Origin of the sequence: Paenibacillus sp. BGI2013, assembly GCF_002843485.1 — a bacterium.
Taxonomy (GTDB): domain Bacteria; phylum Bacillota; class Bacilli; order Paenibacillales; family Paenibacillaceae; genus Paenibacillus; species Paenibacillus amylolyticus.
Window position 1 is genome coordinate 56,422 of record NZ_PJFA01000011.1, and the last position, 15,715, is coordinate 72,136.

General features: G+C 44.8%; 14 protein-coding genes. 10 read left to right on the forward strand and 4 right to left on the reverse strand.

Features of this window, described 5'->3' with window-relative positions:
* Positions 1 to 101 precede the first annotated feature (101 nt).
* Both CXK86_RS23320 and CXK86_RS23325 read left to right on the forward strand, forming a co-directional pair.
* Positions 102 to 572, forward strand: coding sequence for an SMI1/KNR4 family protein (locus CXK86_RS23320; RefSeq protein WP_101314614.1), 471 nt, complete (start codon positions 102 to 104; stop codon positions 570 to 572).
* A gap of 31 nt (positions 573 to 603) precedes the next feature.
* On the forward strand, positions 604 to 1,482 hold the full coding sequence (locus CXK86_RS23325) for a LysR family transcriptional regulator (RefSeq protein WP_101314722.1): 879 nt from the start codon (positions 604 to 606) through the stop codon (positions 1,480 to 1,482).
* On the opposite strand, the gene CXK86_RS23330 is transcribed toward CXK86_RS23325, so the two are convergent.
* Both CXK86_RS23330 and CXK86_RS23335 read right to left on the reverse strand, forming a co-directional pair.
* The gene (locus CXK86_RS23330; RefSeq protein WP_101314615.1) at positions 1,479 to 2,468 is read right to left on the reverse strand and encodes an aldo/keto reductase family protein; all 990 of its coding nucleotides are present in this window, start codon (positions 2,466 to 2,468) and stop codon (positions 1,479 to 1,481) included. The genes CXK86_RS23325 and CXK86_RS23330 overlap by 4 nt on opposite strands.
* Before the next feature lie 105 nt (positions 2,469 to 2,573).
* Entirely contained in the window at positions 2,574 to 3,608 is a 1,035-nt protein-coding gene (locus CXK86_RS23335; protein ID WP_036606178.1) for a PocR ligand-binding domain-containing protein, read from the reverse strand.
* 311 nt (positions 3,609 to 3,919) lie between these two features.
* Here CXK86_RS23335 and CXK86_RS23345 point away from each other — a divergent pair, with 311 nt between their 5' ends.
* The 8 genes from CXK86_RS23345 to CXK86_RS23380 all read left to right on the forward strand — a co-directional run bounded on the left by CXK86_RS23345 (position 3,920) and on the right by CXK86_RS23380 (position 14,036).
* The gene (locus tag CXK86_RS23345; protein WP_017690500.1) at positions 3,920 to 5,062 is read left to right on the forward strand and encodes a glycerol dehydrogenase; all 1,143 of its coding nucleotides are present in this window, start codon (positions 3,920 to 3,922) and stop codon (positions 5,060 to 5,062) included.
* A complete protein-coding gene (dhaK, locus tag CXK86_RS23350) occupies positions 5,062 to 6,831 on the forward strand; it encodes a dihydroxyacetone kinase subunit DhaK (protein WP_101314617.1) in 1,770 nt (589 codons plus the stop codon). Before CXK86_RS23345 ends, dhaK begins: the two co-directional genes overlap by 1 nt.
* A gap of 393 nt (positions 6,832 to 7,224) precedes the next feature.
* A complete protein-coding gene (locus CXK86_RS23355; RefSeq protein ID WP_101314618.1) occupies positions 7,225 to 8,262 on the forward strand; it encodes a siderophore ABC transporter substrate-binding protein in 1,038 nt (345 codons plus the stop codon).
* A 16-nt stretch (positions 8,263 to 8,278) separates the two neighbouring features.
* Positions 8,279 to 9,304: an ABC transporter permease gene (locus CXK86_RS23360; protein WP_101314619.1), complete on the forward strand. Its 1,026-nt coding sequence runs from the start codon at positions 8,279 to 8,281 to the stop codon at positions 9,302 to 9,304.
* Complete coding sequence (locus tag CXK86_RS23365; RefSeq protein WP_101314620.1) at positions 9,301 to 10,365, forward strand: iron chelate uptake ABC transporter family permease subunit; 1,065 nt, start codon at positions 9,301 to 9,303, stop codon at positions 10,363 to 10,365. The genes CXK86_RS23360 and CXK86_RS23365 overlap by 4 nt, the downstream gene beginning before the upstream one ends.
* Complete coding sequence (locus CXK86_RS23370; RefSeq protein ID WP_101314621.1) at positions 10,362 to 11,114, forward strand: iron ABC transporter ATP-binding protein; 753 nt, start codon at positions 10,362 to 10,364, stop codon at positions 11,112 to 11,114. Before CXK86_RS23365 ends, CXK86_RS23370 begins: the two co-directional genes overlap by 4 nt.
* 317 nt (positions 11,115 to 11,431) lie before the next feature.
* Positions 11,432 to 12,610, forward strand: coding sequence for an alanyl-tRNA editing protein (locus CXK86_RS23375; protein ID WP_101314622.1), 1,179 nt, complete (start codon positions 11,432 to 11,434; stop codon positions 12,608 to 12,610).
* Between the two features lie 121 nt (positions 12,611 to 12,731).
* Positions 12,732 to 14,036, forward strand: a complete 1,305-nt coding sequence (locus CXK86_RS23380; RefSeq protein ID WP_101314623.1) for a DUF1963 domain-containing protein — start codon at positions 12,732 to 12,734, stop codon at positions 14,034 to 14,036.
* Positions 14,037 to 14,621: 585 nt separating this feature from the next.
* On the opposite strand, the gene CXK86_RS23385 is transcribed toward CXK86_RS23380, so the two are convergent.
* Together CXK86_RS23385 and CXK86_RS23390 are read right to left on the reverse strand one after the other, a co-directional pair.
* Positions 14,622 to 14,969, reverse strand: coding sequence for a DUF1801 domain-containing protein (locus tag CXK86_RS23385; RefSeq protein ID WP_047841734.1), 348 nt, complete (start codon positions 14,967 to 14,969; stop codon positions 14,622 to 14,624).
* Positions 14,966 to 15,541, reverse strand: coding sequence for a GNAT family N-acetyltransferase (locus CXK86_RS23390; RefSeq protein WP_174806482.1), 576 nt, complete (start codon positions 15,539 to 15,541; stop codon positions 14,966 to 14,968). Before CXK86_RS23390 ends, CXK86_RS23385 begins: the two co-directional genes overlap by 4 nt.
* Positions 15,542 to 15,715: the final 174 nt, after the last annotated feature.

Here is a 15,715-nt window from a genome sequence, read left to right on the forward strand (position 1 = left end):
AATGCTCGACTCTTGTTTGGGTAAGGTGTTGCGCTTCAAGGAGAACTATTGAATTCACAACGGCTGATCAGTGGGGAAAGGTACCTTAAGGGGGAGTTTAAATGACGTCAATAGAATTGGAACCGATTCGTGATCTTTTGGTGAAGGCTTACGATACAACAATGGGAGATGGGTGTACTCCTGAGAAACAACAGAGCATTGAGGATTTTGAGCAAAAGCATAATGTAAAACTGCCCGCAGCGTATCGCGCACTTTTACTTGAGTTCGGTGCATGTAACTTCGGCGACCCTGCCTTGTATTCGGTGAAAGAACTGAGCTGGGCTTATCCAGATTTTTTGGAAGTATACCGTGAATATGAGAAAGAATACGAGCTGCCAGCTGACCTCCAGCCTTTCCCGATTGGTGGATTTGGTGAAGGAAGTATGGCTATACTGGATCAAAATTCAGGCAAGGTGCTGATGTTGATCCACGATGCAGGGGAAACTCCTCTGCGGGAGATTGCTGTGGACTTTAATGAATTGATGATGATGCTGGCTGAGTCGGCAATCTGGGTTCAGGAACAGATGAATTAACAAGGTAGACGGAAGGATGCGCAATCGGCTTATGGATATTCGAAAGTTAAGATACTTTATCACGGTGGCAGAAGAACTTCATTTTCACCGTGCAGCGGAAAAATTAAATATGACGCAACCACCGCTGAGCCAGCAGATTCAGAATTTAGAGGATGAGCTTGGCGTGAAGCTGTTGGAGCGCACCAGAAAAATGGTTCGTCTCACCCCGGCAGGTGCGGTATTTCTGGAACAGGCCAGGCTAATCATGGCCCAGCTCGAACGATCCATTCAGCTTACGCAAAAAGCAGATCAGGGCATCATCGGGCATATAACCATAGCCTTTGTGGATTCGGCTTCGGGGAGCATTATGGTGGATGTTCTTAGGAAATTTCGCGCTGCGTATCCTCAGATTGAATTGACGCTGCGTGAGATGACCTCATCCCAACAATTGCAGGCACTGGAAGACGGACAGATCCATATTGGATTTTTGCGATATCAGGAAGATACTCGTCATGTCTCGTTCCGCCCCTGTCAGATGGAAACGTTGATTGCCGTATTGCCAGATCATCACCCGTTGGCTTCTCAGACTCAAGTTTCAATTCGAGAACTGGCGGATGAAGATTTTATTTTATTCCCAAGGCATCTGGGTTCTCCGTTCCATCGTCTCGTTCTGGATTATTGCAGGGAGCATGGCGTAGACCCTCGAATTACACAGGAAGCGATCCAGATGTATACGATTGTGAATCTCGTTGCGGCAGGCATGGGCGTTTCTATTGTTCCGTCATCGGTGGATGTGTTCCAGCGAAAGGGTGTGGTCTTTCTTCCATTACAAGAAAATCCGCCCTCCGTACCGTTGTACACGGCATGGCGGACGGATATGAATCAGGAAGTAGTGTCACGTTTTATGAACTTTGTTGATGAATGTGTTTAACCCGTCTTGGCTGGATCACGCTCAATCCATGGATTCAATATTTCATCAATACGAGTCATGATCGCAGGGTCCAGTTTCACACCGGAGGCTTTTACATTTTCCAATACCTGCTCTGGCCGGGATGCACCGATAATAACGGAACTGACATACGAATGTTGTAGAACCCACGCCACAGCGAGTTGGGGGAGCGTTAGACCAATCTCTTTAGCGAGTGGAACAAGTTGTTGCACAGCGGTAAGAACATCTTCACGTAACCACTGACCAGCCAGTTTATTGAAAAAGGGTGCTCCTGCCTCAGCAGCTGCACGTGATCCGGTGGGCAATGCTGCGTTAGGCGCATATTTGCCTGATAGTATACCCTGAGCAAGAGGAGACCATGTGATCTGTCCCAGCCCTGCTTGATCGCTTGCAGGTACGACTTCTTGCTCAATCACACGCCACAACATCGAATATTGGGGCTGACTTGCAATAAAGGGTACATGAAGTTCCCTCGCCAAAGCGGCTGCTCGTGCAATCTGATCCGCGTTCCATTCGCTTACGCCAATGTAATGAACTTTGCCCTGACGCACCAGATCGGAGAATGCTAGAAACGTCTCTTCCAGCGGAGTATTGTAATCATAACGGTGAGCGTAATAGACATCAATATAATCCGTCTGTAGCCGCCGTAATGAACCATTGCAGGCTTCCATAATGTGTTTCCGGGAAAGTCCGCGGTCATTATGACCTGTGCCGGTTGGGTGACAGACTTTGGTGCATAGTTCAATACTTTCTCTTCGTATATCCTTAAGAGCCTGTCCCAGTACGGACTCTGCCTTGGTATTGGAGTACACATCTGCGGTATCAAATGTGGTAATACCTGCATCCAATGCGGTTCGCACACAAGCTTCTGCTATTCCATCCTCGACTTGAGCTCCATGCGTAATCCAGTTGCCGAGTGAAATCTCACTGACGGTTAATCCACTGTTTCCTAATTTGCGATATTCCATTCATGTCGCCTCCCTAAGTCATCTGGACTCCATTGTAACAATGGCAGATTAATAGGTGAAATATCTTTTAACCTCATCTTTGATACGAAAAAAGTATCAGTGAATCTACATTTTCTCCTGGAGGTATTTGCGATAGAGAGCAGGCGTAATTTCCTCGAACTTTTTGAATATTTTGATAAAATATCCCGATTCATTAAATCCCAGCTCATCACTGATCTGTGAGACAGGCATGTCGGTGACCTCCAGTAATTGTTTGGCCCACTTGATTTTGAGTTTAGCCAGGTAGGTTGTGAAGTTTTCACCCGTTTCCTTGGCAAACAGTCTGCTGAAATAACTCGGACTCAGGTGGCATAGATCGGCCATTTGTTTGAGTGAAACTTGTTCACTTTTGTGACTGTGAATGTATTCAAAAGCAGGCTGAAGTACCGGACTGGAGCTTTCCGTGTCACTTGGGCTATTTTTCAGATAAGCATCCGCTATCGCATTGGTCATCTCTTTTTTGATCGACTCGATATTACGAATGGAGTAACCCGGCAGAATGGTGGAGAGGTTTAGAGTCTCCTGATTGCCTGAAGCTTTCTCGAACATTTCAACTAACAGATTTTTGTTGAGCGCTTCTTCCACAATGTAGTTGCAGAGCAGGGATAACATGTTAGAGATTTTCACAATCTCTTCATAGGTCATCACAGGTAGCTGGGCGTAATCATCCTTTAATTCCTCCAGCTTGGCTGCATGCATGGGTACGTTTTTGGACGTGACAATTTGCTCCAAATCGCTACCCTTTTCCGGATCGGCGAGTTTCACTTGTCCTGCCATGACGGCGCCGATATATTTGCCATCAATCGTGATCGGAATCGCGATATCTATAATATTGAAATGGCATAAATACACATAAGGTTCATTCAATCGGACCGCTTCCAGACCACCGCGTGAATCACATTTTTGACAGTAGGGGAGAAGCTCCGGGTCTTTACGGACATTCTGGCAGAAAGCCTGACAGCTACTGTGACTGGTTACGGGAATGCCTTTATAATCAACGGTGAGGATCGCCAGTTTGGTTACTGTTGCAAGAGAATCTTGTAGACGCTTCCATTTATTAAGGTCCAGAATTTTATTGATATGCAGATATTCTTTGATCATTGGTGCAACCTCCATCTCCATAGGCTAACCAGATTCATAATTTAGGCCGTTAAAAGTTAGCAAGTTGTACATATTAAGATGTAATGATGACGGGTAATGTATAATGGGAGGTCAAAATTCAACCATCTCATGACAATAAGATACCACGATTGCGCCAAAAAGCAAAAAATTACGATTGTAAATTATAATAATTTGTTATCAAAGTCCACTGTAAACCTGTTGCTCATGCGTTATATTAAGGTCAATTGTAAGAAATTAAAATTTGATGTAATCACTAAACCAATTCATATCATTAGGAGGCATATAATATTATGAGAAAAGCATTTATCAGCCCAACCAAATATGTACAAGGCGAAGACGAGTTGTTGAACCTGGGGTACTTTGTTAAATCCTTCGGAGAATCTGCTTTGCTGATTGCACATCCAGATGATGTACAGCGTGTCAAAGCAAAGCTGGATGCAACAGCCGAGAAATTTAATATTACGTTTGTTGAAAGCGGTTTTAAAGGGGAATGTTCCCGTGAGGAAGTTGCTCGTCTGCAAGCGATCGCGAAGGAAAAAGGATGTGACTCTACCATCGGTCTTGGTGGTGGTAAAGCCATTGATGCGGCTAAATGTGTAGCTGAAGGCGAAGCACTGATCATCTGCCCAACGATTGCGGCAACAGACGCACCGACAAGTCACTCCGCTGTATTGTACACACCGGACGGTTCTTTCGATGACTATGCTTACTTCAAACAAAGCCCAAGTGTGGTACTCGTTGATACAACGGTAATTGCCAATGCACCAACCCGTTTCCTCGTATCCGGTATGGGAGATGCGCTCTCTACATACTTCGAAGCAAGAGCAACAGCGAAATCCTATTCCCGTGTAAACGCAAGTCTGCCAATGGGTTCCCGCGAAGGATACACACCATCAGCAGTAGGTACCAATGCGGCACTTGCACTGGCAAAACTGTGTTATGAAATGCTGCTGACTGATGGTGCAAAAGCGAAAGTAGCGAGTGACAGCAACGTTGTGACACAAGCCTTGGAAAACATCGTTGAGACAAACATTCTGCTGTCAGGTCTCGGATTCGAAAGTGGCGGACTGGCCGCAGCACATGCAATTCACAACGGTTTGACTGTTCTGGAAGGCACACATCATTTCTTCCACGGTGAAAAAGTATCCTTCGGTACAATTGCACAACTCGTTCTTGAAAATGCACCAACTGAAGAGCTGCATGAGGTCATGGACTTCTGTCTCGAAGTGGGACTGCCGATCAGCTTGGCGGATATCGGTGTAGATACGATTAGTCAGGAAGAACTGTTGAAAGTGGCAGAGATCGCTTGTATTCCGGAAGAATCCATTCACGCCATGCCGTTCCCAATCACCGTTCCTGAAGTAGCTGCTGCCATTGCAGCGGCTGACCGCATGGGCCGTGAGTACAAAGCAGCTCGCCGGGAGGTAAAATAATGAAGAAAATTATTAACCAGGCCGAACATGTTGTTATGGAAATGTGCAACGGGATTGCGCTTGCACACCCGGGGCTTGAATTTCTGAAAAAATATAAAGTCATCAAACGCAGAGAGATTCAGGCCGATAAAGTCAGCCTGATCAGTGGCGGAGGCAGCGGACATGAACCGGCTCACGCTGGTTATGTGGGTAAAGGCATGCTGGATGCAGCGGTGTGTGGAGATGTATTCGCATCTCCTTCCCAAATCCAGGTGTATCAAGCGATCAAGGCAACAGCCAGCAACAAGGGGACACTCCTGATCATCAAGAACTACAGCGGCGACATGATGAATTTCAAGAATGCAGCACATCTGGCTGAAGAAGATGGCATCAACGTACAGTATGTACGTGTTGAGGATGACATCGCTGTACAAGACAGTTTGTATACCGTTGGGCGTCGCGGCGTTGCCGGAACTGTACTGGTTCACAAGATCGCCGGAGCAGCAGCCGAAGAAGGCCGCAGTCTGGCAGATGTGAAATCCGTTGCTGAGAAAGCAGCTCAGAACGTGCGCAGTATTGGTTTTGGATTCACATCCTGTACGGTGCCCGCCAAAGGCACGCCTACATTCGAAATTGCTGAAGATGAGATGGAATTCGGCGTAGGGATTCATGGTGAGCCAGGGATTCGCCGTGAGAAATTGGTATCAGCGGATGAATTGGCAGGACGTATGCTCGAAGCATTGCTCGCAGACATGAAGCTGGATAAGGATGCATCCGCTGAGATTGCGGTGCTCGTGAATGGTTTTGGTGCAACGCCACTGCAAGAACTGTATCTGCTCAACAATTCCGTTCAGCGTGAGCTTGCTGGACATGCAGGTCTGAAGGTCGCTACTACGTTTGTAGGCAACTACATGACAAGTATCGATATGGCGGGTGCGTCGGTTACGATCCTGAAACTGGATGATGAACTAAAAACGCTGTTGTTCAAGGAAAGTGATACACCTGCATTTAAAGTATCCGGCCCTCCAGTAGCACAAGTGGCGTATTCCGAAGCGCTGGAAGCTGTTGTGGGTGAAGACGCTCCTGTATCTTACGAAGTGGAGACGGATGCATCAGCTGCGGTAATCAAAGGCAATCAATTTTCACTGGACAATGTCGTCTATCTGATCGATAAAATGGGTGAGATCATCATCAAGAATGAAGTACCATTCTGTGAATTGGATTCCCATGCCGGTGATGGCGATTTCGGTATGAGTGTGGCAAAAGGCTTCCGCCAGTTGAAACGCGAATGGAATCACATCATTAACGAAGATAAAAAAGACATCGGATCATTCCTCGATGCATGTTCCTTGGTCATCATGGAATATTGTGGCGGCGCATCCGGCCCAATCTGGGGTTCGGCATTCCGTGCGGCTGGCAAAGCAGTAGGGGATAAACAGCAATTAAACGTTGCTGAATTCGCCGAGATGATCCATGCAGCGGTGCAAGGGATTCAGTCTACAGGAGAACGTTCCTTCGGACGTGGTGCCGTTGTAGGTGATAAAACCTTGATCGATGCACTCGTTCCGTGTGCCGATTCATGGACTCAAAGTGCGGAGTCTGGCGATGACTTCAAAACAGCATTTGCCAAAGGTGCAGCAGCAGCCGTTGAAGGTGCGAAGAAAACGGAAGACATCGTGGCACGTATGGGACGTGCAGGTGCTGTCGGCGATCGTAGTCTGGGCTACCCGGATGCTGGTGCGTATGCGCTGGGTGTTATTTTCACAGAATTATCTGAGTCGATGAAATAAGAATGTTGGTGAAAAATCAGATCATTTCGATGAGAAATATAAAAGTATAAAGTGTTCTTACCGCAAAAGAAGTATCACACAGTGATGCTTCTTTTTTGTATTGAAATGTCGATTTTTATGCATATAAATACATGCAATGGAATATTTGGTTCATAATTTCGCCATGAATTAAAACAATTAGGTTGTTGAAAATGCCTTCTAACTTGTTATAATATAACCTATTGATATTGATAATCACTATCATTTGTTGTTTTGTTACTCAGCACTACAGTGAAAAGGGGTTAAGTTTTTCTCTAAAATTTACGTCTGAGGAGGTATATGATACTGAGTTTATCCAACACAGTACGCTGCGTTGGAATCCAAATTTTCTAAATCTAGGGGGATATAAATTAAATGAGAAAGTCTATTTCTTCAAAATTAATGTTTATCATGGTTGCAGCTTTAACTTTGGTGTTGGCAGCTTGTTCAAGTAATGAACCTGCTTCGACGGATACTGCTAATACAGAGGCTGCAACTTCCGATGCTGCTACTACAGCTACAGCCACAACAGTTGAAATTACGGATGCTCATGGAACGGTAACTGTGCCTGTAAATCCAACGAAGGTCGTTGCTCTGGATAACAGAACATTTGAGACTCTGTCCACTTGGGGCGTCAAATTGGCAGCAGCGCCGAAGGATGTAATGCCTGCGGATTCACCATATGTGGCGGATGAATCGGTACAAAATATTGGGAATCACCGCGAACCAAACCTTGAACTATTGGCATCAATACAGCCTGATCTTGTCATTGTTGGTCAACGGTTTGCTAGTTACTATGAAGACATCAAAAAATTAGTACCTAATGCAGCAGTGATCGACCTTAATATTGAGCTTGAAGAAACAGCATCACCTGGAGAAAACTTTGTTAATGGACTTAAAGATGCAACAACCAATTTGGGAAAAGTTTTCGAGAAGCAAGAAGAAGCTGCCCAACTGATTGCTGATTTTGATAAAGCTATTGAAGAAGCTAAGGCCGCTTATAACGGTGAAGATAAAATTATGAGTGTTGTTGTTTCTGGTGGAAACATCGGTTTCTCGGCTCCTCTTACTGGACGTGTGTGGGGACCATTGTATGACATTTTCGGCTGGGTTCCGGCACTAGAAGTGGACAAATCATCTTCTGATCATCAAGGTGATGATATTTCTGTTGAAGCGATTGCCCAAAGTAATCCGGATTGGATTTTCGTACTGGATCGGGATGCAGCTGTATCTGCTGAAGAAGGTGCCGTTCCGGCTCAAGACGTTATTGATAACTCACCTGCTCTGAAAAACACCACTGCTATTACTCAAAAACAAATCGTTTATGCTCCAAACGACACGTACACAAATGAATCCATCGAAACTTTCTTGGAGTTGATTAACAACCTCACGAAAGCTTTAGCTAAACAGTAAAAAGGAGTATGCTGCAGTGCAGAAAAATTTAATATCAAAATTAGCTGGGGTTGAGAATTCTCAACCCCAGCGTCATAATCCCAAAAAGCTATGGACCATACCTTTTATCATTGCGATTATAGCCACTATTATTTTAGGCATTACATCACTGCTTATTGGAGTCTATGACATACGAGGACAAGCGGATGGAATGGAGATGTTCTTCATTACTCGTGTCCCAAGAACTGTTGCATTAATGCTTACCGGTGCCGCCATGGCAATGGCAGGACTGGTCATGCAGCTTATTACACAGAATCGCTTGGTGGAACCTACCACAACCGGAACAATGGAATGGTCAGGTCTGGGGATCATGTTTATTTATCTGGTCTTTCCTGCTCCGAGCTTAACGCTAAGAATGACTGGTGCAATCATTTTTTCTTTTATAGGAACGATGATTTTTTTTATGTTTCTAAAGAAAGTTAAACTCCGTTCGTCTTTGGTTGTCCCGATTATTGGGATGATGCTTGGAGCAGTCATTTCTGCATTTTCAACTTTCGTTGGGCTTGTGTTCCAAATGACTCAAAATATCGAAAGCTGGTTTGCAGGCTCCTTCTCATCTGTGCAAATTGGCAGGTATGAATATTTATGGCTCATCGTATTGGTGACTATTCTTATATTTGTTTTTGCTGATCGGCTGACATTAGCCGGACTAGGAGAAGATGTCGCTACCAGTCTTGGCGTAAATTATGACAGGATCATTCTTTTGGGTACTGCGCTTATTTCACTGGCTGTTGGAATCGTGGCAGCTGTCATTGGGAACTTGCCTTTTCTAGGGTTAATTGTCCCCAATATCGTTTCCATGTTTAGAGGTGACGATCTCAGGAGCAATTTGCCATGGGTGTGCTTATTAGGGATGGGTAGTATCATTGTGTGTGATATCCTGTCTCGTGTCATCATCATGCCTTTTGAAATACCTGTCTCGATGATCCTTGGAACAGTGGGAGCCGTCGTATTCATTGTCATTTTGTTAAGACAAAGGCGGTCAACAAGGAGGGTAAGATGAGCGACTTAGCAAGTAGAAATCCACTAAATATCGAAATCGATTCTAGCCGTCGTCCCAAAAAAAGATCAGCTAGAGCCTTCCGTACCAAGAAAGAAGAAAAGCGTTATTGGATTTTGCTGATAACATTAATTATTCTGGGCGTTTTTGCATCAGTTGGGCTACTGATTTATAACAATCCAGTCCCGGTGTCTTCACCTTCTTTTATACCGGTTGTTACAAGAAGGGTAGTTGCTCTGATTTCAATGCTGATCGCTGCAATTTGCCAAAGTTTATCTACGGTTGCTTTTCAATCGATTACGAATAACAGAATTATAACTCCGTCTCTTTTAGGTTTTGATGCTATTTATTCAACCATTCATACGAGTACTATATTTTTCCTTGGTGCTACGGTATTTGTGAATTTTAGCGGCGTTGATTCCTTTTTATACCAAGTTGCTGCAATGGTCATCATGTGTTTAATCCTTTATGGATGGCTGCTTTCCGGAAAATACGGAAATTTACAACTTCTGCTTCTAGTCGGTATTATCATTGGGACCGGGCTGAGATCCGTATCTTCATTTATGAGAAGACTTCTTGCACCGTCTGAGTTTGATATTTTGCAGGCAAGAATGTTTGCTTCCGTGAATAATGCGGATTCTGCCTATTTCCCGATTGCGATTCCTATCGTCATCATTGCAGCAATTCTGCTGCTTTCTAATGCCAAGAGGTTAAATGTATTGTCGCTGGGTAAGGATGTCTCGACTTCCTTGGGAACCAAACATCAAAGTAGTGTGATTTATACACTGGTCCTGGTTTCCATTTTGATGGCCATTTCGACGGCTTTGGTTGGACCACTTACATTCTATGGATTTTTAGTTGCGATTTTGAGTTATCAGGCCGCGCAAACCTATGATCACAGATATGTTTTCCCAATGGCACTGGCGATAGGGTTTGTGATCTTAACCGGTGCATACTTTGTTATGAATCATGTTTTCAATGCCCAAGGTGTTGTTTCCATTATTATAGAATTGGTTGGCGGACTAACATTTTTAATTGTGATTTTAAGGAAGGGTTCTTTATGATACAGATCAATAATGTCAAAAAAACCTATGCAGCCGAGGTAGAGATAGGCCCTTTGAATATTCATATACCCAAAGCCGGTCTTACTTCTTTAATTGGACCCAACGGTGCGGGGAAATCGACGACACTTCTGATGATCGGAAGACTTTTGGATTTGGATGAAGGTCAGATCAAGGTTGCCAATATGGATGTTTCCACATCCAAATCAAGGGATCTGGCCAAGATTATAACGGTTTTACGACAAGAAAATCATTTTGTTACAAGGCTTACCGTCAGACAACTTGCCGGTTTCGGACGTTTTCCTTATTCTAAGGGAAGATTAACGGATGAGGATGAAGCTATTATTTCTAAATATATTGATTTTCTAGACTTAACTGCTCTGGAAAATAGATATCTAGATGAGCTTTCTGGTGGTCAAAGGCAAAGAGCCTATGTAGCTATGGTGTTGTGTCAGGAGACGGAATATGTACTTTTGGACGAGCCTTTGAACAATCTGGATGTTGCGCGTTCTGTTCGGATGATGGAGCATTTGAGATATGCCGCTAATGAATTCGGGAGAACCATTCTGACGGTTATGCATGATATCAATTTTGCCGCCAAATATTCGGATCGAATATGTGCGATGAAAGATGGTCAAATCGCCGCTTTTGGAACCGTAGATGAAGTGATGGACCCCGAAATTTTAACAGATATTTTTGAAACGAAAATTGAAATTATTGATGGTCCTTACGGGCCGATAGCGATCTATTAGCTACAAGATTTAATGAAAAGTTGTTTGTTAAAATGGTTTTCAGAAAGTAGAGTGATTATTCACTCTTCTTTTTTTTATTAAAGTCGAACAAGACAGTTTGAAAGTTTATCTTAAAAACATCATAGAATGATAAGCCTTTACCAGAAGCATCTTCCTGCAAACGTTCCATTCTCGATTAATAGCTATTTTCGCTCACAGAGTAATCTTTTGGATAGAAAAGGGGATACTCTATGCCATAAATTGGCTTGAGGGTTCCAGATAGTGTAATCTGGAGATTATGAAAACCCATTTGAACGAGAAGGGATCGGGATGATTCAATGACGCAAAAAATCTATTATGACTCTGCTTATACAAGAGAGTGGCATACAACGATTACAGACAGAGTAGACAAGGAAGACGGTGTATATGTCACGCTGGCGGAGACTGCTTTTTACCCGCATGGGGGCGGACAGCCTTGTGATCTGGGACAAATTGGTGGCATCGCTGTTCTGGATGTGAACATTGAAGATGGTGACGTATGGCATAAGCTGGAACGCGCCTCTGAACAGACTGAGGTACATTGTGAGATTGACTGGGAGCGCAGATTCGATCATATGCAGCAGCATACGGGTCAGCATTTGTTATCGGCAATCACTCTAAAGCTTACTGAAGCGATGACCCTCAGTTTCCATCTTGGTACGGAGTATGACACGATTGATGTGGCTACGGCTGAACTGGGAGCGAATCAATTAACCGCCATTGAACAAGAAGTGAATCGTCAGATCTATCGTAACGCTCGCATCAATACGTCCTGGGTTACAGCAGAAGAGGCTGCACAGTTACCATTGGTGAAGCAGCCTACGGTAACGGAAGATATCCGCATCGTCGAGATCGAGGGTGTGGAGTATAACGCCTGCGGCGGAACGCATGTGTCGGCGACGGGTGAGATTGGGATCATCAAACTGTTGAAAACTGAAAAAGTGAAGGGCGGCACCCGCATTTATTTCAAATGTGGAACAAGGGCGCTGAATGAATTCACAGCTACACAAAACGTGCTCAATAGCATCATGGTTAAATTAAAGACCAGCAAGGACGAATTATTGGAGCGTATTGAGAAAATGGAACTGGAGCAAAAGCAGCTGCAAACTGAGCTGAATGCAGTGAAAACAACCAATGATGCCTATTATGCGGAGGAACTTCTGGCCGCTCGGCAAGGGCTGGTGATTGCTCAGGTCTTTGAAAACAAATCACTCAAGGATATGCAGAGCCTGGCTACCAAGCTGACGGCAGACCATGAGGGTCTTGTTCTGTTCGCCAGCATCTCAGAGGCCAAAGTGGTTCTTGCACAGAACGGACAGCCGCCTGAATGGGCTTGTGGACCTTTCTTCAAAGGTAATCTTGGAGCCTATCAAGGCAAAGGTGGAGGTAGTGAAAAGATGGCTCAGGCAGGCTTTGCCAGCAGTGAAGATGCGCTTGCCTTTTACGAATTCACCAAGGACCAGGTGGGACATCACTGATTCGTATTTTCCTTTATGGTACACGCAGGTATTTAAATATGGAGTAAGGGACAAGCACGTCACGTTGTGGCGTGTTTGTCATGGCATGATGAAGCGAGCAGATAGTAGAGGGGGTGGAGGGATGACAGAACGAATTCCGTGTATACGGGAAGGGTGTGCAAATACCATTTTACCAGCAACAGCGTTGAAAACGGGTGGTTATTGTATGCCTTGCAAGCAGGAGATGGAACGCGAGGAGCGTCAGAGATACATTGAAGCGAATCGACGTGACGTGAACTTGTATGCAGGTATCACAGACCCGGTCGAAATTTTGAAAATCATGCACAAACCCCAGGTTCGCGATCCACTAATTCGTTATACGCCCTATGAACAATCCGAGGAACAGGTATATCTATCTTTGTCTGTAGAGCAACAAGATCAGATGAAGGATTACGCGATGCAACGGATTCGTACAGGTGATGAAGATACGGGCAAAGACATTCTGGTATATCTGGTCTGCTACCATGATATATCGTTGACTGCCGAAATTCCTGAGCTGCTGGAACAGGAGATATATTATCCTGCCATTTTGTATAAAAGTGCCTCGGGTGAGGCTCGTGATCATCTCTTGCAGCAGGTGGATACCGATGATGAGAATCGGAACCACATATTGCTCATGCTGGCCCATATCGGAGATGATGTTGTCGTGCAGCAGTTCCGGCAGTGGAGACAATCTCCGCCATCTTGGGCGAGTGAATTATACGTGGCACCTGAGCATTACACCACTGAAGCTGGTTGGGAGCTTACAAAAGACGGGCAACGCAGGGAATTACTCATCACTCCAAGTTATTCACTCTATAAAGTAGAAGAGAATGAAGGACCTAACGTGGAGTTAACCGGAAATTCACTCTCGATGCTGAACCCTAGCAAAAATTGCTGTCCATGGTGTGGCAATGCGTTACACAACTTAATTAGTCTGGATGTTAAGCATCCAGCATTGAATGACGTTTCTTGGCATGCTCAGCAACTTCAGATACGGACTTGCGTGATATGCAGCAGTTACGGTGTGGTTTACATGGAGATGGACGCGGGAGGGGAACCGTTATGGAGTTCACATAATGTCATGCCTGCGGGAATGGACGAGATTGACCTGGACGACTATGGTAAACTTGCACCGGATGTTGGCCAGCAGTTTCGGATTGCGAATGCATCGCGTCATGCATTCCATGCCAGTGAGTGGGCGATGGAGCCATCGTTATCTCAGGTCGGCGGCCATCCGGGATGGGTTCAAGATGCGGAGTACCCAACATGTCCACGCTGTTCCACGAGAATGAAGGCCGTCGCACAACTGGACTGGGGCGAGGTTGAGAAATATGGTGAGGGTATGTATTACATGTTCATATGTGAGCCGTGTCAGATGACCGCCGTATCGTACCAGCAATCTTGATGGTGGAAGCTAGTATAAAACATTATAAGCAATTATAAGCAGTCATCTTATTATGATATTACACCGCTTTTAAGGTTGGAATGACAGTAGTAGACAGACTATAACCAAGGGGCATCCCGAAGTTCTTGGAACTTCATGGGATGCCCCTTTGCCCTGCGCAGGATGGATGTGAGATATCTTTGCTACAGCCAGTCGTTTATGCTATTTATTTAGCCGCCAGAGTGAGAATGGGTTGTTTTTTCTACGTGCAGAGGCCGCTTGTCGTACTCACACAGTCTAACGAACCTAGCACGTCTTATTGGGTGAATTTGCAACAGTATAGAATTCTAACGAATCATAGCCACTCTATTTCTCCAATTGTCATGGTTTTTCGAAGAAAATCGAAGGGGATTTCTGTAATAAGACTGCTGAGATTCGTTAGAATTTCATATGCCAGTTTAACTGCGACATAAGGTGTGTCCGATTCGTTAGCGCTTGCCACAAACCTAACCCAAACTCACCCCATATACACCAACCGCACATCACCACTCACACATTACTACCTAAGTTACTACTTCGGCGTATGTGCCTCTTTACTAGACCCGTCTACAATTCCGCAGATGCCTGCTTTAACAAATCAGCCAACCATTCATAGTCCGGCGTATCTTTTTCCTTGAGTTTGATCGTTTTTCGTTCTTCCGGGCCTTCAAATATCCCATCGGGTAGATCGAGTCCGGTTGCATTGAAGATGGTGAAAGACATGGCTTGTTTGGAAGGCGAGATGACCGCAGCGTACTTTCCGTTTTTCAAAAAATGAGGTTTCTTGTATTGTACGCGTTCTTGTACGTCAGGGATGGTATCATGCACTAACTGGCGCAATTGTTCAGCGATTTCTACTTGCCAGGGGATCTGAATCTGTTCAATAAACGCAGTAACTTCTGCATTCTTGGTCATACTTGTTCACCCTCCGTATGGATCTGATTGTGTGTTTCCCATTCTGGTCTTAGGATTCCCATCATCAAGCGGTCATAACGCTTACCATCACGATATACAGCTGAGCGTGCACGACCTTCCAACTGAAAACCAACCTTTTCATAGGAACGGATTGCTTTGGCATTGTAGGCGATGACATCGAGACCAACTCGGTCCAGATTCATCTCATGGAACGCATATCGTAAAATAAGATTCAACGCTTCCGTGCCATATCCCTTGTTGCGATGTTTGGCAAGTCCGATGCCAATGGCAAGCTGTCCGCAGCGGTTGTTCCATTCAATGCCATGAATGACGACAAAACCAATCAGCGTATCCTCTTCATGCGTGCGAAGTCTGAAGTAAACTTCCTTGTTCTTCGTTTCGCCCTCATCCTCCAACTGTTTCTCCGAATAGGGAATGGCCAGGTCAGTATCCACATTCCGAAGGTACTCCGGGTCTTCGTTCCATTGCAACATGGTCTGCACGTCTTCAGAGCGTGGTGGCGTCATCTTTAATCGTTTGCTATAAAACAGGTTATCCGTAGTGAGTGTCATAGGGTTCTCCTTTAAATTAAGTTAAGCTTGCTTCACCTTAGTTCCACGTTTAACTCTATGTATATTTCGCAACAGACCTCGCCCCTTTGGCATCGGATAGCCTCATCATACTGGAAATTATAGGTGAATCACAATAGCGTATTTCAGTGGATATAAGTAACCTCTTGTCATAAA

Excerpts from the sequence above, each read along its gene's own strand:
- CXK86_RS23355 (WP_101314618.1), top strand. The coding sequence starts at position 7,225 with ATGAGAAAGTCTATTTCTTCAAAATTAATGTTTATCATGGTTGCAGCT.
- CXK86_RS23335 (WP_036606178.1), bottom strand. The coding sequence starts at position 3,608 with ATGATCAAAGAATATCTGCATATCAATAAAATTCTGGACCTTAATAAA.
- CXK86_RS23325 (WP_101314722.1), top strand. The coding sequence starts at position 604 with ATGGATATTCGAAAGTTAAGATACTTTATCACGGTGGCAGAAGAACTT.
- dhaK (WP_101314617.1), top strand. The coding sequence starts at position 5,062 with ATGAAGAAAATTATTAACCAGGCCGAACATGTTGTTATGGAAATGTGC.
- CXK86_RS23320 (WP_101314614.1), top strand. The coding sequence starts at position 102 with ATGACGTCAATAGAATTGGAACCGATTCGTGATCTTTTGGTGAAGGCT.
- CXK86_RS23370 (WP_101314621.1), top strand. The coding sequence starts at position 10,362 with ATGATACAGATCAATAATGTCAAAAAAACCTATGCAGCCGAGGTAGAG.
- CXK86_RS23390 (WP_174806482.1), bottom strand. The coding sequence starts at position 15,541 with ATGACACTCACTACGGATAACCTGTTTTATAGCAAACGATTAAAGATG.
- CXK86_RS23330 (WP_101314615.1), bottom strand. The coding sequence starts at position 2,468 with ATGGAATATCGCAAATTAGGAAACAGTGGATTAACCGTCAGTGAGATT.
- CXK86_RS23345 (WP_017690500.1), top strand. The coding sequence starts at position 3,920 with ATGAGAAAAGCATTTATCAGCCCAACCAAATATGTACAAGGCGAAGAC.
- CXK86_RS23375 (WP_101314622.1), top strand. The coding sequence starts at position 11,432 with ATGACGCAAAAAATCTATTATGACTCTGCTTATACAAGAGAGTGGCAT.
- CXK86_RS23365 (WP_101314620.1), top strand. The coding sequence starts at position 9,301 with ATGAGCGACTTAGCAAGTAGAAATCCACTAAATATCGAAATCGATTCT.
- CXK86_RS23380 (WP_101314623.1), top strand. The coding sequence starts at position 12,732 with ATGACAGAACGAATTCCGTGTATACGGGAAGGGTGTGCAAATACCATT.
- CXK86_RS23385 (WP_047841734.1), bottom strand. The coding sequence starts at position 14,969 with ATGACCAAGAATGCAGAAGTTACTGCGTTTATTGAACAGATTCAGATC.